Source organism: Actinomadura geliboluensis (assembly GCF_043197915.1).
Lineage (GTDB): Bacteria > Actinomycetota > Actinomycetes > Streptosporangiales > Streptosporangiaceae > Spirillospora > Spirillospora geliboluensis.
Window position 1 is genome coordinate 212,971 of sequence record NZ_JBICUA010000004.1, and the last position, 18,889, is coordinate 231,859.

Here is an 18,889-nt window from a genome sequence, read left to right on the forward strand (position 1 = left end):
ACCCCGGAGTCACACTGGGAGGGTGCTGATAGCGGAGATCGCCCGGACGTCGGAGGCGGTGGCGGGCACCTCGGGCCGCAAGGCCAAGGTAACGGCGCTCGCCGAGTGCCTGCGCCGGGCCGACGCCGGCGAGGCCGCCACCGTGGTCGCCTACCTGTCGGGTGAGCTGCCGCAACGCCAGATCGGCGTCGGCTACGCCGCCCTGCGGGACCTCCCGCCGCCCGCCGCCGAGCCGTCGCTGACCGTCCCCGAGGTCGACGCGTCCTTCACCGAGATCGGCGCCGTCTCCGGCCCCGGCTCCGTCACCCGCCGCCGCGACCTGGTCGCCGCCCTCTTCGCCCGCGCCACCCGAGCCGAGCAGAACTTCCTCATCCGCCTCCTGGCGGGCGAACTGCGCCAGGGCGCACTCGACGGCGTGATGGCCGAGGCGATCGCGGCAGCGGCCGAGGTACCGTCCGCCGAGGTCCGGCGCGCGTTCATGCTGCGCGGCTCCCTCGGCCCGGTCGCCACCGCCGCCCTCGCCGACGGCGTCGCCGCCCTCCGCGCCTTCACCCTGGAGGTGGGCCGCCCGGTCAAACCCATGCTGGCCGCCTCGGCCCCGTCCACCGACGAAGCGTTCGCCAAGCTGAAGGCCGAAGCGGCGGTCGAATGGAAGCTCGACGGCATCCGCGCCCAGATCCACATCGCCGACGGCGACATCCACATCTTCACCCGCACCCTGGACGAGATCACCTCCCGCCTCCCCGAAGTGGTGGAGGCGGTGCAGGCACTCCCCGTCCACAAGGCCGTCTTCGACGGCGAACTGATCGCCCTGCGCCCCGACGGCAGCCCCCACCCCTTCCAGGTGACCGCCGCCCGCACCGCCACCCGCACCACGAAGACGACCGAGCAGGTCCCCCTGAGCGTCTTCATCTTCGACGTCCTCTACTTGGAGGAGACACCCGTCCCCACCGAGGTGGCCGACAGTGCTGCGGACGACACCGGCGAGCTGTCTGCGGCCGGTGGGGATTTGCTCGACGCGCCGGGGGCGGAGCGGAATGCGGCCCTGGTGCGGGTCGTGCCGGAGGCCTTGCGGATGCCTCGGGTCGTCACCGGCGATCCGGTGCGGGCCAAGGAGGTGTTCGACGAGGCCGTGGCGCGGGGGCATGAGGGGGTCGTGATCAAGTCGCTCGACACGCCGTACACGGCCGGGCGGCGCGGGGCCGGGTGGATCAAGGTGAAGCCCCGGCACACGCTCGACCTCGTGGTGCTGGCCGTGGAGTGGGGGCACGGGCGGCGGCAGGGGCTGCTGTCGAACCTGCACCTGGGCGCGCGCGACCCCGAGACGGGCGGGTTCGTCATGCTCGGGAAGACGTTCAAGGGGCTCACCGACGAGCTGCTCGCCTGGCAGACGAAGAAGCTCCGCGAGCTGGCCGTGCGCGAGGACGACTGGGTCGTGCACGTCCGGCCCGAGCTGGTCGTGGAGATCGCGTTCGACGGCGTCCAGCACAGCCCGCGCTACCCGGGCGGCATCGCACTGCGGTTCGCGCGGGTGCTGCGGTACCGGCCCGACAAGACCGCCGCCGAGGCCGACACGATCGAGACCGTGCGCGCCGTCGCCCCCGTCATGGACTAGGCGTCGCGCTTTCCCGGGGTCGGGGCGGCGGGTTCCTCCGGGGGCGGCGAAGGGACGCGGCCGCCGGGGCGCAGGCCGCCCGCGAAGTCGTCGCGGGGGCGGCGGACGCGGCGGGCCGCGGCGCGGGCGCGCATGCGCGACGCGGCGCGGCCGCGGACGCGCGGCAGGGTGCGGGTCGTCTCGCGGCGGGCGGCGGCCCCGCCGCGCGCGGCGAACTGGCGGCGGACGCCGCGGGCCGCGCGGCGGGCGGCACGGCGCTCGGCCCGGCGGTCCGCGCGGGCCCTGGCCTTGCGCTGGGCGCGGGCGGCGGCGCGGCGCTCCGCCCGTTCGAGGCGGCGCAGCCGGGCGCGCTCGGCGGCGTCGGCGCCGCGCTGCAGCAGCTCCGGCGGGAGGAGGTCGTGCCGTCCCGCGATGAACTCCTGCACCCAGATCTTGCCGCGGATCAGCGGGCGGCGGAACTGCCGCTCCCGCCGGACGGCCCGCTGGTGGCGGCGCGAGTCGGGGGCGTACCGCCAGCGTGCCCACGGCGAGCCGGGCCGCGCCACCCGGATCGCGCCGACGATCAGCAGGGCGGGCATGAACAGGCCGATGAGGCCCGTCCAGATCTTGCCCTTGAGCAGGGTGATCACCGCGAACACCAGGTTCACGACCAGGGACGCGACGTAGACGCGGGTGAGGATGCCGGTGCCGGGGTCGGGCGCGATGCCCTCGTAGCCCAGCGGGCGGATGCCGAGCAGCAGCAGGCCCGTCACCGCGATCGCGACGAACACCGCGTCGACGGACGCGCGGCCCTTCTCCGTCCAGTACACGTCGCTGAGGTGCAGGATCAGCGCGAACTCGTCCAGCACGAGGGCGGAGCCCATGCCGAACACGACGGCGGCCGCCACGTTGAGGCCGGTGTAGGCGTCCGGGACGGCGAGGCTCCCCACGCCGCCCGCCAGCATCAGCACCACGCCGAACACGACGTGGTGGATGTGCAGGTCGCCCGCGGTCACGTTGCGGAACCACCAGCGCACGTCCGCGCGGATGAGCCGCACGTTGACCCGCGTCAGCACGAACGTGACGAGGAACGCGACGAAGAAGCCGAACAGCGGCAGCCGCCCGGCCGCCGTGATCCGCTCGTCGAACATCTCGATCATCTGCCCCCCGCTGCCTCCATCATGCACCCGCGACATGCACGGATATCGTGGGACCCGGCCGATCAGCGACGATCGAGGGGAAGGCCGCCGTGAGCCGCACCGTGGACCGCTGCGATCCCGGATACCGGGCGTGGATCGCCGAGGCGATCCGGCTCGTCGACGCCGACGCCAACCGCAGCGCCGACACGCACCTGCACGTGTTCCCGCTGCCGCCGGAGTGGGGCATCGACCTCTACCTGAAGGACGAGTCCGTCCACCCGACCGGTTCGCTGAAACACCGGCTCGCCCGGTCGCTGTTCCTGTACGGGCTCGCGAACGGCTGGATCCGGCAGGACACGACGATCATCGAGGCGTCCAGCGGGTCCACGGCGGTGTCGGAGGCGTACTTCGCGCGGCTGCTCGGCCTGCCGTTCATCGCGGTGATGCCCGCCTCGACCAGCCCGGAGAAGATCCAGCTGATCGAGTTCCAGGGCGGCCGCTGCCATCTGGTGGACGACCCGTCCTCGATCTACGACGAGTCGCGGCGGCTCGCGGCCGAGTGCAACGGCCACTTCATGGACCAGTTCACCTACGCCGAGCGCGCGACGGACTGGCGCGGCAACAACAACATCGCCGAGTCGATCTTCGAGCAGATGCGGCTGGAGCGGTTCCCGGAGCCGTCCTGGGTCGTGGTCGGCGCGGGCACCGGCGGGACGTCCGCGACGATCGGCCGGTACGCCCGGTACCGGATGTTCCAGACGCGGCTCGCGGTCGTCGACCCGGAGGGCTCGGCGTTCCACGGCTCGTACGCCGACGGCGACCCGGAGCGGACGGCGGCGGGCTCGCGGATCGAGGGCATCGGCCGGCCGCGCGTCGAGCCCTCGTTCCTGCCGACCGTCATCGACCGGATGATCCAGGTGCCGGACGCGGCGTCCGTCGCGGCGATGCGCTGGACGGCCGAGGTCAGCGGCCGCAGCGTCGGCGGCTCGACCGGCACGAACATGTGGGGCGCGGCGGAGCTGATCGCGCAGATGCGGGCGCGCGGCGAGCGCGGCAGCGTCGTCACGCTGATCTGCGACGGCGGCGAGCGCTACGCGGGCACCTACGGGTCCGACGCGTGGCTCGCCGGGCAGGGCCTCGACATAGCGCCCTACCTGGCCGCGCTGGACGCGTTCCTGAAGACCGGCGAGCTGCCCGCTATCCCGTGACGGTGACGGGGTTCACCAGGTCGGCGTAGATCAGCAGGCCGCCCATGACGATCAGCACGACGGCCATCACGTACGTCACCGGCAGCGCCTTGGCGACGTCCACGTAGCCGGGGTCGGGGCGGCGGAAGACCTTCGCGAACGCCTTCTTCACCGCCTCCAGCAGCGCGCCGGCGATGTGGCCGCCGTCCAGCGGCAGCAGCGGGACGAGGTTGAACAGCCCGACCGCGAGGTTCAGCGAGCCGAGCAGCATCACGAAGAAGGACACCTTCTCCGCGTTGGTGTAGTCGCTGGAGGCGGCGACCTCGCCGCCGATCCGGCTGACGCCGACGACGCCGACCGGGCCGTTCGGGTCGCGCTTCTCGTCGCCGAAGGCGGCGTTCCAGACGCCGACCATCTTCTGCGGCATCCGCACCAGCGCGCCGGTGGTGCGGCTGGTCAGGTCGACCATCGTGCTCGCGACCGCGCCGGGGCCCTGCCGCTCGATCGCGCTGGTCGGGGTGATGCCGAGGAACCCGACGTTGACGATCTTGTCCTGGTCCTTCAGGTCGTACATCTGGTTGCGGGTGACCGGCACGCTCAACTGGACGTCCCGCCCGTCCCGCTCGACGGTCATCGGGACGGTCCTGCCGCCGTTGTCGCGGATCAGCACCCGCAGCTTCTCGTAGTCGTCGATCTTCTTGCCGCCGAACGCGACGATCTTGTCACCGGGCTTGAGCCCCGCCTGCGCGGCCGGGGTCGGGGCGGCGTTCTTCGGGCATTCCGTCGTCTGCGACTGGCTGGCGGGCACCATGCATTCGAGGACCTCGCCGATCACCGGCTGCGCCCGCATGGTGCCGATGCCCATCAGCAGGATCGCGAAGAACATCACCGACAGCAGCAGGTTCATCGCGGGCCCGCCGAACATGATGAGCAGCTTCTGCCACCACTTCTTGGCGTAGAACACGCGGTCCTCGTCGCCGGGGCGGATCTCCTCCAGGGCGGCGCCGCGCGCCGACTCGATGAGGCCCTGCCACGGCCCGGTGCTGACCTGCCGCACCTGCCCGGGGGCGTCGCCCTTGCGCGGCGGCAGCATCCCGATCATGCGGATGTAGCCGCCGAGCGGGATCCACTTCACCCCGTACTCGGTCTCGCCCTTGCGCTTGGACCACATCGTCGGGCCGAAACCGACCATGAACTGGGTGGTCCGCACCTTGAACAGCTTGGCGAACGAGAAGTGCCCGAGTTCGTGCAGCGCGATGGACACGAGCAGGCCGAAGAACAGGATCAGCATCCCCGCCAGGTAGACCATCCGGCATGCCCCTCAGCTCGTCCCCCCGCGCCCACCGCGGGTGATCTCCAACGACCAACTCAGAGTACGCGACCCGTCCTGTCCCGGTTTAAGTCAATCAAGGAACCGGTGCAGCGAGAGGAGCGCTCGGGCCGGGCGGATTTGAGGAGAGGTGCTAAGTCGCGGCGGCGTCATTGGCATGCGCCGTGATAGCGGCGGGGCGGCGAACGCGCGCATTATGAGCGGTCTCACCCCGGTCCATGGAGGTTGTCACCTTGAAGCGCGGTCTTGTAGCGGTGCTGGCGCTGGGTCTGGCGCTCAGCGGGTGCGGGGGCTCCGACGACGGCGGCGGGGACGCGCGGGCGTCGGCGCCGCCCACCCCGGCGGCCTCGGCACCGGCCTCGGCGCCGTCCGGGACGGCGACCGGCAAGCCCGGCACGACGGCCGCGCCCGTCCCGCCGGGGGTGTCCCAGGCGACCCAGGCGTTCAACGACTGCATGCACGAGCAGGGGGTCGAACTGCCGTCTCCGAACCCGACGTCCACCCCCGCGAAGAAGGACCTGGAGAAGATCAAGGCGGCGCTGCGGACCTGCGTGAAGTCGATGTCGGCGTCCCCGCCGCCCACCGGCTGAGGGCGGGCGGCCGGCGGGTGGTCGCCGGGCGGGGCCGCTGCTAGATTTGGCGGAAAGCCGTTGACCCCGTGCGGGAGAGTCCCACGCAGCCGGTGTGGGACGCCGAAGGAGCAAATCCTCCCCGGAACCTCTCAGGCCCACGGACCGCACGGGCAAGGCGACCTCTGGAAAGCGGGGACCCGGTCCCCCGCCGAAGGTGAAAACCCGCCGCCCGCCGGCGGGTGAAGCTCTCAGGCGCCGATGACAGAGGGGGAGGCACCGAAACGCCCGGTGCGCGAGTGGGACGATGGACCACGCGCGCCCGTGACGAAGGAGCCGAACCCATGTCCGCCGATCCGAAGACCACTCCGCTGCACGACGTCCACCGCGACCTCGGCGCGAACCTCGTCGACTTCGCCGGCTACCTGATGCCGCTGCGCTACAAGAGCGAGACCGCCGAGCACCAGGCCGTCCGCACCGGGGCCGGCCTGTTCGACCTGTCGCACATGGGGGAGATCTTCCTCTCCGGGCCGGACGCGGGCGCCGCGCTCGACTACGCGCTGGTCGGGAACCTGTCGACGATGCCGGTCGGCAAGGCCCGCTACACGATGATCTGCGCGCCGGACGGCGGCGTCCTCGACGACCTGATCGTCTACCGGCTCGCCGACGAGACGTGGATGGTCGTGGCGAACGCGGCCAATTCCGACGTCGTGCGGGACGCGCTGGCCGAGCGCGCCACCGGCTTCGAGGCGGCCGTCGACGACCGCTCCGCCGCGTACGCGCTGGTCGCCCTCCAGGGTCCGCGCTCACAGGGAATTCTCGAAGAGTTCACCGACGCGCCCGTGGGCGACCTCAAGTACTACGCGATCCTCGCCGGACGCGTCGCGGGCGTGGACGCGCTGATCGCCCGCACCGGCTACACCGGCGAGGACGGCTTCGAGCTGTTCGTGGACGCCGCCGACGCCGTCGCGCTGTGGCGGGCGCTCGCCGCGGTCGACGGGGTCGTCCCGGCGGGCCTCGCCGCGCGCGACTCGCTGCGCCTCGAAGCGGGCATGCCGCTGTACGGCAACGAGCTGACCGCCGAGACGACGCCGTTCGAGGCGGGCCTCGGCCGGGTCGTGAAGCTGGACAAGACCGTCGATTTCGTGGGCAAGACCACCCTGGCGGCGCAGGCCGCGACGCCGCCGGGCCGTAGGCTCGTGGGACTGGTCGCGCGCGGGCGTCGCGCGCCACGGAAGGGGTACCAGGTCGTCACGTCCGGCGGCACGCCGTGCGGCGTCGTGACGAGCGGGGCCCCTTCCCCCACACTGGGCAAGCCGATCGCCCTGGCCTACCTCGACAGCGGCGTCGAGGAGACGGAACTGGCCGTGGACGTCCGCGGCCGGCCCGAGCCGGTGGACGTGGTGGCCCTGCCCTTCTACAAGCGTTCCTGAGAGAAGAGAGAGATCGTGAGCGTTCCGGAGCAGCTCCGCTACAGCGAAGAGCACGAGTGGGTGTCCGGCCTCGGCGGTGAGGACGGGATCGTCACCGTCGGCATCACCGCGCACGCCGCCGACGCCCTCGGGGAGATCGTCTACCTCGAGCTGCAGCCCTCCGAGGGCGACACCGTCGAGGCGGGCGAGCCGTGCGGCGAGGTCGAGTCCACCAAGTCGGTCAGCGACCTCTACTCTCCGGTCAGCGGCGAGATCACCGCGATCAACTCCGCCGTGGTGGACGAGCCGAAGGTCATCAACGACGACCCGTACGGCGAGGGCTGGATCTTCAAGGTCCGGATCAGCGACGAGCCCGGCGACCTGCTCGACTCCGCCTCCTACGAGAAGCTGATCGAGGAGTCATGAGCCTCCACGATTCGCTGGCCGCCGCCGACCCCGAGGTCGCCGAGGCCGTCGGCGCCGAGCTGCGGCGCCAGCAGTCCACGCTGGAGATGATCGCGTCGGAGAACTTCGCGCCGGTCTCGGTGCTGGAGGCGCAGGGCTCCGTCCTGACCAACAAGTACGCCGAGGGCTACCCCGGCCGCCGCTACTACGGCGGCTGCGAGTTCGTCGACGTCACCGAGCAGCTCGCGATCGACCGCGCCAAGGCGCTGTTCGGCGCCGAGCACGCGAACGTCCAGCCGCACAGCGGGGCGCAGGCCAACACGGCCGTGTACTTCGCGCTGCTCCAGCACGGCGACACCATCCTCGGGCTGGACCTCGCGCACGGCGGCCACCTCACGCACGGGATGCGGCTGAACTACTCCGGCAAGACGCTGAACGTCGTGCCGTACCACGTCCGCGCCGAGGACGGCCTCGTCGACATGGACGAGGTCGCCGCCCTCGCCGCCGAGCACCGGCCCAAGATGATCGTCGCGGGCTGGTCGGCGTACCCGCGGCAGCTCGACTTCCCCGAGTTCCGCAAGATCGCCGACTCGGTCGGCGCGCTGCTCATGGTCGACATGGCGCACTTCGCGGGGCTCGTCGCGGCGGGGCTGCACCCCTCGCCCGTCCCGCACGCCGACATCGTCACCACGACGACGCACAAGACGCTCGGCGGCCCGCGCGGCGGGCTGATCCTCGCCCGCGAGGAGTACGGCAAGAAGATCAACTCGGCGGTGTTCCCGGGCATGCAGGGCGGCCCGCTGGAGCACGTGATCGCCGCCAAGGCCGTCGCGCTGAAGATCGCCGCGTCGGAGGAGTTCAAGGCCCGGCAGGCGGCCACCGTCGAGGGCGCGAAGCTGCTCGCCGACCGCCTCCTCGCCGAGGACTCCGCCAAGGCCGGCGTGAAGGTGCTGACCGGCGGCACGGACGTCCACCTCGTCCTGGTCGACCTGGTCGACTCCGAGCTCACCGGCCGCGACGCCGAGGACCGGCTGCACGAGATCGGCATCACGGTGAACCGGAACGCGGTGCCGAACGACCCGCGCCCGCCGATGGTCACCTCCGGGCTGCGCATCGGCACCCCGGCCCTCGCCACCCGCGGCTTCACCGCCGCGGACTTCGCCGAGGTCGCCGACGTCATCGCGCTGGCCCTGCAGCCGTCCTTCGACAAGGACGCCCTCGCGGAACGCGTGAAGGCCCTCGCCGAGAAGCACCCCCTGTATCCGAACCTGTGACGTCTCCGCGCCCCCTCCCCCGGGAGGGGGCGCAGCTACAACGAGGTAGCAATGGCCATCAGCGTGTTCGACCTGTTCAAGATCGGTATCGGCCCGTCCTCGTCCCACACCGGCGGCCCCATGGCCGCCGCGCACCGCTTCGCCCGCGGCCTGGAACGCGACGGGCTCCTGGAGAAGACGGCGTCCGTCCAGGTCGTCCTCTACGGCTCGCTCGGTCTCACCGGCAAGGGCCACGGCAGCGACAAGGCCGTCATCCTCGGCCTGGAGGGCGACAAGCCCGAACTGGTCGACGTCGACACCGTGGACGAGCGCCTGGCGTCCATCCGCGAACGCGGCGCCCTCCGCCTCTTCGGCGACCACGACATCCCGTTCGTCGTCAACGAGCACCTCCACTTCGAGCGCAAGAAGTCGCTCCCCGGCCACCCGAACGGCATGCGCTTCACGGCCCTCGGCGAGACCGGCGCCGAACTGCGCACGAAGGTCTACTACTCCGTCGGCGGCGGCTTCATCCTGGACGAGAACGCCACCGGCGCCGACCGCATCAAACCGGACGACACCGTCCTCCCCCACCCGTTCGACACGGCCGCCGAACTCCTCGACCGCTGCCGCGAGACGGGCCTGTCGATCTCCGCGCTCATGCTGGAGAACGAGACGGCGTTCGGCCGCACCCCCGCCGAGATCCGCGCGGACCTCCTCGACCTGTGGCAGGTCATGCGGGACTGCGTCACCCGCGGCTGCACCCGCGAGGGCCTGCTCCCCGGCGGCCTGAAGGTCCGCCGCCGCGCGCCCCAGCTGCACCGCCAGCTCTCCACCGAGAAGCCCGCCGACCCCCTCCACGCGATGGACTGGGTCACCCTGTTCGCCCTCGCCGTCAACGAGGAGAACGCCGCCGGCGGCCGCATCGTCACCGCCCCGACCAACGGCGCCGCCGGCATCATCCCGGCCGTCCTGCACTACTGCGACCGCTTCCTCCCGAGCGACGACGAGGGCGTCGTCCGCTTCCTGCTGACCGCCGGCGCGATCGGCGTCCTGTTCAAGCAGAACGCCTCCATCTCCGGCGCCGAGGTCGGCTGCCAGGGCGAGGTCGGCTCCGCCTGCTCCATGGCCGCCGCCGGCCTCACCGAGGTCCTCGGCGGCACCCCCGAGCAGGTGGAGAACGCCGCCGAGATCGGCATCGAGCACAACCTCGGCCTCACCTGCGACCCGGTCGGCGGCCTCGTCCAGGTCCCCTGCATCGAACGCAACGCGGTCGGCGCCATCAAGGCCATCAGCGCCGCCCGCATCTCCCTCCGCGGCGACGGCCGCCACTTCGTCACCCTCGACAAGGCCATCAAGACCATGCGCGACACCGGCCGCGACATGCTCGACAAATACAAGGAGACCTCACGCGGCGGCCTGGCCGTCAACGTCATCGAATGCTGACCCCCTGAAAACACGTCGAGCCGAGCGCGGCGCCTCCGTAGCATTCGCCGCATGAACCTGAACCTGTCCCCTGCGCTGACGGCCGCGCTGGCGGACGCCGCCGAAGCGGAGGGCATCCCCGTGGAGGAGGCCGCCGCCCGCGCGGTGACCGAATGGCTGGAGCGGCGCGAGACGCACCGCGCCCGCGTCGCGGAGCTGATCCAGGAGGTCATGGCCGAGGACGCCCGGCTGCTCGCCCGCCTGGGGGACGCGTGATCACCCCGTCCGACCTCATCGCCATCAACGCGGCCCTGCACGGCGGCGAGGCGCAGGTGCGGGACGCCGGGCTCGTCGCGGCCGCCGCCGCCCGCCCGTCGACCGTCACGTTCGGCGTCGAGGCGTTCCCGACCAGCGCGGAGAAGGCGGCGGCGCTGCTGCACGCAGTGCTCGGCAACCATCCGTTCGTGGACGGGAACAAGCGCGTCGGCTGGACGGCCGCACGGGTGTTGCTGGCCCTCAACGACGAGCGCCCGGGCCTGTCCAAGGACGAGGCGTTCGACCTCGTCGTCCGCGTGGCCGCCTCCGGCGCGGACACGACCATCACAGACCTGGCGAGGGCCCTGAACGTCATCCCCCGCTGACCCGGCTTGACCTTGACGTTGGGGGCAGGGTTCGACGGTTGGGCGCATGGAGATGCGTTCACGGGAAAGAGTCGCCGTCGTCACTGGGGCCGGGACGGGGATCGGGCGTGCCACGGCGCGCATGTTCGCGGCTGAGGGGACGCGGGTGGTGGCCGTCGGACGGCGGGCCGAGCCGCTCGCTGAGACCGCGGAGGGGCACGACCTCATTCATCCGCTGGCCGCCGACATCACCGGGGAAGGCGCCGCCGAGGAGATCGTGCGGCAGGTGACGGACGTCCACGGGCGGCTGGACGTCCTGGTCAACAACGCGGCGATCGTGCGGAGCGGCGCGCTGGACGCGACGGCGCCCGAGGCGATGGACGCGCAGCTCGCGACGAACCTCGTCGCGCCCGTGCTGCTGGCTCGGGCGGCGCTGGAGGTGCTCGGCGACGGCGGGGTCATCGTCAACGTCAGCACGTCCGTCGGGCAGCGGGCGTGGCCGGGGAACGCGTTCTACGCGGCGACGAAGGCGGCGCTGGAGGTGCTCACCCGGAGCTGGGCGGTGGAGCTCGCGCCGCGCGGGGTCCGCGTCGTGGCGGTGGCGCCCGGCGCGATCGGCACCCCGATCGGGAGGCACCAGGGGCTGTCGGACGAGCAGCTCGCCGCCGTCCGGACCTGGCAGATCGAGCACACGCCGCTCGGGCGGATCGGGCGTCCCGAGGAGGTGGCGTGGGCGGTCACCCGGCTGGCCGCGCCGGAGGCGTCGTTCGTGACGGGGGTCGTGTTCCCGGTGGACGGCGGAGCCGTCGTGGGGTGAGCGGCGTGTGATGATCGTGGCATGCCGATCGATCCGCACCTGCTCGCGCTGTTCTTCGCGACCTCGGTCGTGGCCATGGTGATCCCCGGGCCCGACATGCTGTTCGTCCTCGGGTGCGGGATGCGCGGCGGGGCCCGGGCCGGGCTGCTCGCCACGGCCGGGGTCGCGACGAGCGAGGCCGTGCACGTCGCGGTGGCCGCGGCCGGGCTGGCCGCGCTGTTCGCCGCGGTGCCGCTCGCCTTCACGGTGGTGCGCGTCGTCGGCGCCGTCTACCTGGTGTACCTGGGCGTCCAGACGCTCCGGCGCCGCCGCGACCTTCAGGACGCGGCCCCGGCGGGGGTCTCTGGACGCCGCGCCTACCTCAACGGGCTGCTGACCAACCTGCTGAACCCGAAGATGGTCACGTTCACGATCGCGTTCCTGCCCCAGTTCATCGACCCGGGCCGCGGGCACGTGTGGCTGCAGTTCGCGGTGCTCGGCGCCGTGCTGATCCTGCTGGAGTTCCTCGTGGACGGGACGGTCGGCGTCCTCGCCGGGCGGATCGGGGACTGGCTGCGCCGCCGCCACGCCGCCCAGCGCCGGCTGAACACGGCGGTGGGCGCCCTCTTCATCGGCCTGGGCGTCCGCCTGGCCGCGGAACGGTGACGGCGATGCGCATCGGTGAGCTGGCGCGGGTCGCGGGGACGACGCCGCGCGCCCTGCGGCACTACGAGGAGGCGGGGCTGATCTCGTCGCGGCGGGCGTCCAACGGCTACCGGATCTACGACGAGCGCGCGGTCGTGCGCGTGCGCAACATCCGGCACCTGCTGGGCGCGGGGCTCACGCTCGACGACGTCCGGGCCTTCTCCGCATGCCTGGACGGCGATGTGGCCGCCGCGCCCCCGGCGGAGAGGAACCTGCGGATCGCGTTCGACCGGCTCGCGGTGCTGGACGCGCGCATCGCCGCCCAGGTCGAGGCCCGCGACCGCCTCGCCACCGTGTTGCGGGAGGCGATGGGGCGGCGTGGTTGAGCGTTACCGGAGTGGGATGTCCTGGCCGTGTTCGGCGGCGGGACGGGGGCCGTGGATGCGGCGGTCGGCCTCGGTGATCGGGACGTCGTTGATGCTGGCCTCGCGGCGGCGCATCAGGCCGCGGTCGTCGAACTCCCACAGCTCGTTGCCGTAGCTGCGCCACCACTGGCCGGCGGCGTCGTGCCATTCGTACTGGAAGCGGACGGCGATGCGGTTGCCGCGGAAGCCCCACAGGCTCTTGCGGAGCGCGTAGTCCTGCTCGCGCTCCCACTTCTCGGTGAGGAAGGCGACGATCTCGTCCCGGCCGGTGACGAAGCGGTCGCGGTTCCGCCAGACGGAGTCGGGCGTGTAGGCGGCGGCGACGCGGTGGGGGTCGCGGGTGTTCCAGGCGTCCTCGGCGGCCTGGACCTTCTGCAGCGCGGTCTCCTCGGTGAACGGCGGGTAGGGCGGGCGGTCGTCGGCCATCGGATCCTCCTCATGTTGAGAACGCACGTTCTCTATCGGCGTCCACTAACCTAGGGAACGACCGTTCTCAACGTCAAGCCAGGAGCGTCGATGCCGGCCGCGATCACCGAGGAGCAACAGGAGACCGACCGCCGCCGGCTGCTGGACGTCGCCGAGGACCTCTTCTACCGGCGGGGCGTCCAAGCGGTCGGCATGGACGAGCTGCGCGCCGCTTCCGCGCTGCCCCTCAAGCGCATGTACCGGCTGTTCCCCACCAAGGAGGCCCTAGTCGTCGCGATGCTGGAGCGCCGCGACCGGCGGTGGCGCGGGAGTCTCGCCGAGTACGTGGGCGGGGTGGCCGATCCGCGTGAGCGCGTGCTCGCGATGTTCGACTGGCTCGGTGCTTGGTTCGCCGAGCCGGGGTTTCGTGGGTGCGCGTGGGTGAACGCTCATGGGGAGCTTGGGCCGTCCGCGCCTGCGATCACGGCCGTGGCGCGCGCGCACAAGCGCGCCTTCCATGACCAGGTGGTCGAGCTCGTTTCCGGCGTCGATGCGTCCATTGCTGAGGCGGTCTATCTGCTCGCTGAAGGGGCGATCGTGGTGGCCGGTGTGCAGGGCGACCCGTCGGCCGCCGAGCGGGCCCGGGCCGGCGCCCAGGCCCTGCTAGGAGGTCAGGGCGCCGCGGCCGGTCGGTGAGTGCGCGCCGGCACGGGCCTCGTTGCCGCAGTGCCGGCACACGACCACCGGGCTGACCGTCTCGCCGCACGAATGCCGCCACTGGACGGGCGGATCGTCCGGGTGCAGGTGCCGGTCGCCCCACGCCATCAGCACCAGCAGGACGTCGCACAGCTCCAGGCCCGACGGCGTCAGGTGGTACTCGAAGCGGGCCGGACGGTCGCTGTAGCGCTCCCGCCGGACGATGCCGTTCGCCTCCAGCTTGCGGAGCCGCGACGTCAGGATGTCGCGGGGCGCGCCCGTGTTGCGGACGATCTGGTCGAAGCGCCGCACCCCGTAGGACAGCTCCCTGATCGCGAGCAGGCTCCAGCGCTCGCCGACGAGGTCCAGCGTGTCGGCGACCGAGCACTCGCGGGGAGCGGCGTCCTTCGGCATACGACGCAGCCTATGTCAGAGCCGCTCGACGATGGTGGCGTTGGCCTGCCCGCCGCCCTCGCACATGGTCTGCAGGCCGAACCGCCCGCCGCGGTCCTCCAGGGCGTGCAGCAGCGTGGTCATGATCCGCACGCCGCTGGCACCGAGCGGATGCCCGATGGCGATCGCGCCCCCGCGCACGTTGACCTTCGCCAGGTCGGCGCCCGTCTCCCGCTGCCACGCGAGGACGACCGGCGCGAACGCCTCGTTCACCTCGAACAGGTCGATGTCGTCCAACCGGAGGCCGGCCCGCTTGAGCACCTTCTCCGTCGCCGGGATGATCGCGGTGAGCATCAGCAGCGGGTCGTCGCCGGTCACGGTGAGCGCGTGGAACCGCGCCCGAGGGCGCAGCCCGAGCCGCTCGGCGACGTCGGCGCCCATGACCAGGACGGCCGCCGCGCCGTCGTTGACCGGTGACGCGTTGCCCGCGGTGACCTTCCACGCGATCTGCGGGAACCGCTCGGCCATCCGCTCGTCGTAGTAGGCCGGCTTGAGCCCGGCGAGGATCTCCGGGGACGTCCCGGGACGGACGGTCTCGTCCCACTGCCCCGTCCAGACGACCTCCCGGTCGAACTCGCCGTTCTTCCACGCCTCGGCGGCGCGGCGGTGCGACTCGTAGGCATAGGCGTCGAGTTCCTCCCGCGCCAGGTCCCACCGGTCGGCGATCAGCTCGGCGCTGATGCCCTGGCCGACGAGCCCGTCCGGGTACCGCTCGCGCAGGCCCGCCCCGAACGGGTCGCTGCCAGGCAGCACGTTCGACCCCATCGGCACCCGCGACATCGACTCGACGCCGCACGCGATCGCGATGTCGTAGGCGCCGCTCTGCACGCCCTGCGCCGCCAGGTGCAGCGCCTGCTGGGACGACCCGCACTGCCGGTCCACGGTCATCGCCGGGACGCTCTCGGGGAACCCGGCGGCGAGCACGGCCGTCCGGGTGAGGTTGAGCGCCTGGTCCCCGACCTGCGTGACGACACCGCCGATGACGTCGTCCACCTCCCCGGGCTCGATCCCGGCCCGCTCGACGAGGGCCTTCAGCGTCTGCGCCAGCAGGTCGGCCGGGTGGTCGCCGTGCAGCGCCCCGTTCGCCTTCCCCTTGCCGACCGGGGTCCGCACCGCCTCCACGATCACCGCGTCCCGCACGGCCACCACCTCCGTTGTGTTTTCCAACTAATCCGCAGTATCCCCACCCCGAGTTGGAAAACACAACCCACCCCACCCTGTGCCCCGCCTCACACTCGGGGGCGAGGGTCAGAGCTTGCCCTCCAGGTGGACCGGCGGGTGGCCCAGACGGGCGGCCAGGGCGGTGATGAAGTCAGGACGGAGCGGCAGCCAGTTCCAGAAGGTGAAGCCCAGGCGGCCCAGGGCGAAGTCAGTCGTCGCCCCACTGCCATGCCTGCGGGTCGACGGGCCGCTCGCAGGTCGGGCAGGGCTTGACCACCTTGTCGCGCTCGTCCCAGCCGTGCACTACATCGCGGAACGGTTCCCAATCTTCGAGGACGAGTTCGGGCCGACAGGCGGGCGCGGAGGCCGACAGGCGGGCGCGGAGGCCGACAGGCGGGCGCGTAGCCGACAGGCGGGCGCCGGGCCGACGGGCGGGCATGAACGGGCCCGGGGGCCGCGATCGCGGTCCCCGGGCCGTCGGGCCGCTCAGCGGGAGGGGCCCATGCCGTGGTACGTCCGTTCCCTCCATGCGTCGAAGGGCCCCGTGGTGGAGCCGCCCGAAACATTACGGTCGGACAAGCATTCCTCCTTCATCCCCTCGACGTTCCGTTCACTTACGGACATTAGCCCCATAGGAGGGTTTTTCCTCTCAATGGGGCTCAAAGGTGTCGTCAAAGCTAGCCGCCCTTGAACATGGCGCGCATCTTGCGGGCCGCGTCGCCCGGTTTCTTCTTCTGGGGCGCGGCCTTCGCCTCCTCCGCGCGCGGACGCTCCTTCTCGCGCTCGCGCTCGTTCTCCGTGCCCTTGGGCTTGCCAGGCTTGTCCGTCACGACAACTCCCCCGATGTCGCTTCACTGTCCACCCATAGGTACCCCGTCTAGCCCGGGTAGAAGCGCACCTCGGGGCGGCCTACCTGGCCGTAGTGGGGTTTGCGGTGCGCCAGACCGTTCTTCGCCAGGTACTCCAGGTACCTGCGCGCCGTGACGCGGGACACGCCGGTGAGGTCGGCCGCGGCGGCGGCGGAGAGGCCGTCGGACGCCCGGGACAGCACCTCCGTCACGGCCTGCAGCGTCTCGCCGCTCATGCCCTTCGGCAGCGCGCGGTGGTCGGGCGTGCGGAGCGTGGCGAGCATGCCGTCCACGTCGGCCTGCCCGCTGACCTCGCCGGTCCCGACGGTCTGCGCGCGGAAGCGGGCGTAGCGGTCGAGTTTGTCGCGCAGGGACGCGAACGTGAACGGCTTCAGCAGGTACTGGACGACCCCGACCGACACCGCCGAGCGGATCACCGCAAGGTCGCGGGCCGAGGTGACGGCGATGACGTCGATGTCGTGGCCCCCGGCCCGCAGCGCCCGGCAGACGGTGAGGCCGTGCGTGTCGGGCAGGTAGAAGTCGAGGAGGACGACGTCCACGGGCGTGCGCTCGCAGAAGCGCAGGGCCTCCGCCCCCGAGTGGACGACCCCGGCGACCGTGAACCCGGCGACGCGCTCGACATAGGTGCGGTGCGCCTCGGCGGCGACCGGGTCGTCCTCGACGATGAGCACCTCGATCATCGCCGCTCCAGGGGCAGCCGGACGGTGAACACGGCGCCCGCGTCCCGCCCCACCCGGACGTCGCCGCCGTGCCGCCGGACGGCCTGGCCGACCAGCGCGAGGCCGAGCCCGTGCCCGACCGGCCCGCCGGACGACTTGGTCGTCCAGCCGCGCCGGAACATCTCGGGCACCGCCGCCGGGTCGACGCCGGGCCCGCTGTCGGACACCTCCAGCAGGAGGGTGCCGGCGTCCTCGCGGGCGCTGACGGTGACGCGCGGCAGCCGGACGGACGCGTTCTCGATCGCCGCGTCCACCGCGTTGTCGATCAGGTTGCCCAGGATCGTGACGAGGTCGCGGGCCTCCACCGTGCCCTCGATCGCGGTGTCCTCGCTGATGACGAGCTCGACGCCGCGCTCGGCGGCCTCGGTCGACTTGCCCAGCAGCAGGGCCGCCAGCACGGGTTCGGTGACCGACCCCACGACCCGGTCGGTGAGGCGCTGCGCGGTCGCCAGCTCGGCGGTCGCGAACGCCACCGCCTGGTCGGGACGGCCCAGCTCGACCAGCGACACCACCGTGTGCAGGCGGTTCGCGGCCTCGTGGGCCTGCGAGCGCAGCGACTCGGCGAAGCCGCGGACGGTGTCCAGCTCGCCGGTCAGGCTCTGCAGCTCGGTGTGGTCGCGGAACGTGACGACGTTGCCCATCGCCTTGTCGCGGGACCGGACGGGCGAGGTGTTCACGACGAGGACGCGGGTGTCGCCGACGTGGATCTCGTCCGAGCGCGGCTTCGGGGACTCCAGCGTGGCGACCAGCTCGTCCGGCAGGCCGAGGTCGGCGACCGGTCGGCCGCGCGGATGCTCGCGCAGATCCAGCAGTTCGCGGGCCGCGTCGTTGCACAGCACGACCCGGCCCGACCGGTCGAGGATCAGCAGGCCCTCGCGGACGGCGTGCAGGATCGCCTCGTAGTACTCGAACATCTCCCGCAGCTCGCCGGGCGCGGTCCCGCGGGTCTGGCGGCGCAGCCGGGCGGAGACGAGGTAGCTGCCCGCCATCCCGGCGGCGAGCACCACGCCCGCGACGGCGCCGAGGGCCAGCAGCCGCTGCCGCAGCTCCGCGCTGATCACCCGGACCGTGATGCCGACCGCGACCAGCGCCACCACCCGGTGCCGGTCGTCGAAGACGGGCGCGACGCTTCGCACGGACGGGCCGAGCGTGCCGGTGTAGGTCTCGGTGAACGTGCGGCCCGCGACGGCGGGCGCGGTGTTGCCGACGAAGTGTCCGCCGATCCGGGACGGGTTCGGGTGCGTGTAGCGGATCCCGTCCGGCGTCATGATCGTGACGAAGTCCACGCCGGTGTCGCGGCGGACGCGCTCGGCGTAGGGCTGCAGCGACGCGCTCGGGTCGCGGGCGGCGAGCGCCTCCCGGACGTTGCGCGCGTCGGCGATGCTCGCCGCGACGGCCGTGACGGTCTGCTCGGCGGCGTCGTCGGCGGCGCGCCCGGCGTCCCAGTAGGCGAGCACGGCCCCGGCCGCGACGAGCAGCCCGACGATCGCGGCCTGCAGCACCAGCAGCTGGCGGGCCACGCTCCAGTCGCCGGGAGCCGCCCAGCGGGGACGCCGCATCGGACGATCGCACCTCCCTCGCGGAACACGCCGTGAACGAAATGTACACAAGCGTGACCGTTACCACGGGACCGCGCATAGTGACGGATGCGGCGGCCGCAGCCCCCGCCGACCTTGCTTCCGTGCGGCCTCCCCCACCGCGGTGCGCCCCCCGTGTGCATGCGCCGACCGTCCAGGCGCATGGGCGCCCCGCCGGGTAGCGGGCGCCCGTCCCGATTCGACCGGGACGG

General features: G+C 72.5%; 22 protein-coding genes and 2 riboswitches. Of the genes, 13 read left to right on the forward strand and 9 right to left on the reverse strand.

Annotation, left to right across the window (positions count from 1 at the left end; genetic code table 11):
* The first annotated feature begins 22 nt into the window (after positions 1-22).
* The gene (locus ACGFI1_RS15280; protein ID WP_392785798.1) at positions 23-1,615 is read left to right on the forward strand and encodes an ATP-dependent DNA ligase; all 1,593 of its coding nucleotides are present in this window, start codon (positions 23-25) and stop codon (positions 1,613-1,615) included.
* Here the strand turns inward: ACGFI1_RS15280 and ACGFI1_RS15285 are convergent.
* Positions 1,612-2,754, reverse strand: a complete 1,143-nt coding sequence (locus ACGFI1_RS15285; protein WP_387075098.1) for a hypothetical protein — start codon at positions 2,752-2,754, stop codon at positions 1,612-1,614. The two genes, ACGFI1_RS15280 and ACGFI1_RS15285, sit on opposite strands and share 4 nt — an antisense overlap.
* A gap of 89 nt (positions 2,755-2,843) precedes the next feature.
* On the opposite strand from ACGFI1_RS15285, the gene ACGFI1_RS15290 reads away from it, so the two are divergent.
* Positions 2,844-3,941: a PLP-dependent cysteine synthase family protein gene (locus tag ACGFI1_RS15290; protein ID WP_392785799.1), complete on the forward strand. Its 1,098-nt coding sequence runs from the start codon at positions 2,844-2,846 to the stop codon at positions 3,939-3,941.
* On the opposite strand, the gene ACGFI1_RS15295 is transcribed toward ACGFI1_RS15290, so the two are convergent.
* Complete coding sequence (locus ACGFI1_RS15295) at positions 3,931-5,229, reverse strand: M50 family metallopeptidase (RefSeq protein WP_301176100.1); 1,299 nt, start codon at positions 5,227-5,229, stop codon at positions 3,931-3,933. The genes ACGFI1_RS15290 and ACGFI1_RS15295 overlap by 11 nt on opposite strands.
* Positions 5,230-5,468: 239 nt before the next feature.
* Here ACGFI1_RS15295 and ACGFI1_RS15300 point away from each other — a divergent pair, with 239 nt between their 5' ends.
* The 10 genes from ACGFI1_RS15300 to ACGFI1_RS15345 all read left to right on the forward strand — a co-directional run bounded on the left by ACGFI1_RS15300 (position 5,469) and on the right by ACGFI1_RS15345 (position 12,758).
* Positions 5,469-5,840 carry a hypothetical protein gene (locus tag ACGFI1_RS15300; protein ID WP_392785801.1) on the forward strand — a complete coding sequence of 124 codons (372 nt, stop codon included), beginning with the start codon at positions 5,469-5,471 and terminating at the stop codon, positions 5,838-5,840.
* Positions 5,841-5,901: 61 nt separating this feature from the next.
* A riboswitch (glycine riboswitch) is annotated at positions 5,902-5,997 on the forward strand.
* 4 nt (positions 5,998-6,001) lie between these two features.
* A riboswitch (glycine riboswitch) is annotated at positions 6,002-6,090 on the forward strand.
* A gap of 73 nt (positions 6,091-6,163) precedes the next feature.
* On the forward strand, positions 6,164-7,252 hold the full coding sequence (gene gcvT / locus ACGFI1_RS15305; protein WP_364552643.1) for a glycine cleavage system aminomethyltransferase GcvT: 1,089 nt from the start codon (positions 6,164-6,166) through the stop codon (positions 7,250-7,252).
* A gap of 15 nt (positions 7,253-7,267) precedes the next feature.
* Positions 7,268-7,657, forward strand: a complete 390-nt coding sequence (gene gcvH, locus ACGFI1_RS15310) for a glycine cleavage system protein GcvH (protein ID WP_138636065.1) — start codon at positions 7,268-7,270, stop codon at positions 7,655-7,657.
* A complete protein-coding gene (locus tag ACGFI1_RS15315; protein WP_392785804.1) occupies positions 7,654-8,910 on the forward strand; it encodes a serine hydroxymethyltransferase in 1,257 nt (418 codons plus the stop codon). Before gcvH ends, ACGFI1_RS15315 begins: the two co-directional genes overlap by 4 nt.
* Positions 8,911-8,961: 51 nt before the next feature.
* A complete protein-coding gene (locus tag ACGFI1_RS15320) occupies positions 8,962-10,332 on the forward strand; it encodes an L-serine ammonia-lyase (protein WP_138636067.1) in 1,371 nt (456 codons plus the stop codon).
* A 51-nt stretch (positions 10,333-10,383) separates the two neighbouring features.
* Complete coding sequence (locus tag ACGFI1_RS15325; protein ID WP_392736690.1) at positions 10,384-10,587, forward strand: hypothetical protein; 204 nt, start codon at positions 10,384-10,386, stop codon at positions 10,585-10,587.
* Positions 10,584-10,952, forward strand: a complete 369-nt coding sequence (locus ACGFI1_RS15330; protein WP_392785806.1) for a type II toxin-antitoxin system death-on-curing family toxin — start codon at positions 10,584-10,586, stop codon at positions 10,950-10,952. Before ACGFI1_RS15325 ends, ACGFI1_RS15330 begins: the two co-directional genes overlap by 4 nt.
* A gap of 46 nt (positions 10,953-10,998) precedes the next feature.
* On the forward strand, positions 10,999-11,748 hold the full coding sequence (locus ACGFI1_RS15335) for an SDR family NAD(P)-dependent oxidoreductase (protein ID WP_386874752.1): 750 nt from the start codon (positions 10,999-11,001) through the stop codon (positions 11,746-11,748).
* A gap of 21 nt (positions 11,749-11,769) precedes the next feature.
* A complete protein-coding gene (locus ACGFI1_RS15340; RefSeq protein ID WP_386874751.1) occupies positions 11,770-12,393 on the forward strand; it encodes a LysE family translocator in 624 nt (207 codons plus the stop codon).
* Between the two features lie 5 nt (positions 12,394-12,398).
* Entirely contained in the window at positions 12,399-12,758 is a 360-nt protein-coding gene (locus ACGFI1_RS15345) for a MerR family transcriptional regulator (RefSeq protein WP_392785808.1), read from the forward strand.
* A 3-nt stretch (positions 12,759-12,761) separates the two neighbouring features.
* Here ACGFI1_RS15345 and ACGFI1_RS15350 read toward each other — a convergent pair whose 3' ends face one another.
* Positions 12,762-13,223, reverse strand: a complete 462-nt coding sequence (locus tag ACGFI1_RS15350; protein ID WP_392785810.1) for a nuclear transport factor 2 family protein — start codon at positions 13,221-13,223, stop codon at positions 12,762-12,764.
* 90 nt (positions 13,224-13,313) lie between these two features.
* Between ACGFI1_RS15350 and ACGFI1_RS15355 the strand changes: the two genes are divergently transcribed.
* Positions 13,314-13,898 carry a TetR/AcrR family transcriptional regulator gene (locus tag ACGFI1_RS15355; RefSeq protein ID WP_392785812.1) on the forward strand — a complete coding sequence of 195 codons (585 nt, stop codon included), beginning with the start codon at positions 13,314-13,316 and terminating at the stop codon, positions 13,896-13,898.
* Here ACGFI1_RS15355 and ACGFI1_RS15360 read toward each other — a convergent pair.
* The 6 genes from ACGFI1_RS15360 to ACGFI1_RS15385 all read right to left on the reverse strand — a co-directional run bounded on the left by ACGFI1_RS15360 (position 13,866) and on the right by ACGFI1_RS15385 (position 18,659).
* On the reverse strand, positions 13,866-14,312 hold the full coding sequence (locus ACGFI1_RS15360) for a winged helix-turn-helix transcriptional regulator (protein ID WP_386874747.1): 447 nt from the start codon (positions 14,310-14,312) through the stop codon (positions 13,866-13,868). The genes ACGFI1_RS15355 and ACGFI1_RS15360 overlap by 33 nt on opposite strands.
* A 15-nt stretch (positions 14,313-14,327) precedes the next feature.
* The gene (locus ACGFI1_RS15365) at positions 14,328-15,491 is read right to left on the reverse strand and encodes a thiolase family protein (RefSeq protein WP_392786279.1); all 1,164 of its coding nucleotides are present in this window, start codon (positions 15,489-15,491) and stop codon (positions 14,328-14,330) included.
* 229 nt (positions 15,492-15,720) lie between these two features.
* The gene (locus ACGFI1_RS15370; protein WP_392785814.1) at positions 15,721-15,951 is read right to left on the reverse strand and encodes a hypothetical protein; all 231 of its coding nucleotides are present in this window, start codon (positions 15,949-15,951) and stop codon (positions 15,721-15,723) included.
* Positions 15,952-16,189: 238 nt separating this feature from the next.
* Positions 16,190-16,342 (reverse strand): hypothetical protein, encoded by a 153-nt coding sequence (locus tag ACGFI1_RS15375; RefSeq protein ID WP_171069297.1) that lies wholly within the window; start codon positions 16,340-16,342, stop codon positions 16,190-16,192.
* 47 nt (positions 16,343-16,389) lie between these two features.
* The gene (locus tag ACGFI1_RS15380) at positions 16,390-17,061 is read right to left on the reverse strand and encodes a response regulator (protein ID WP_301176110.1); all 672 of its coding nucleotides are present in this window, start codon (positions 17,059-17,061) and stop codon (positions 16,390-16,392) included.
* Entirely contained in the window at positions 17,058-18,659 is a 1,602-nt protein-coding gene (locus ACGFI1_RS15385) for a sensor histidine kinase (RefSeq protein WP_392785816.1), read from the reverse strand. The genes ACGFI1_RS15380 and ACGFI1_RS15385 overlap by 4 nt, the downstream gene beginning before the upstream one ends.
* Between the last annotated feature and the right edge of the window lie 230 nt (positions 18,660-18,889).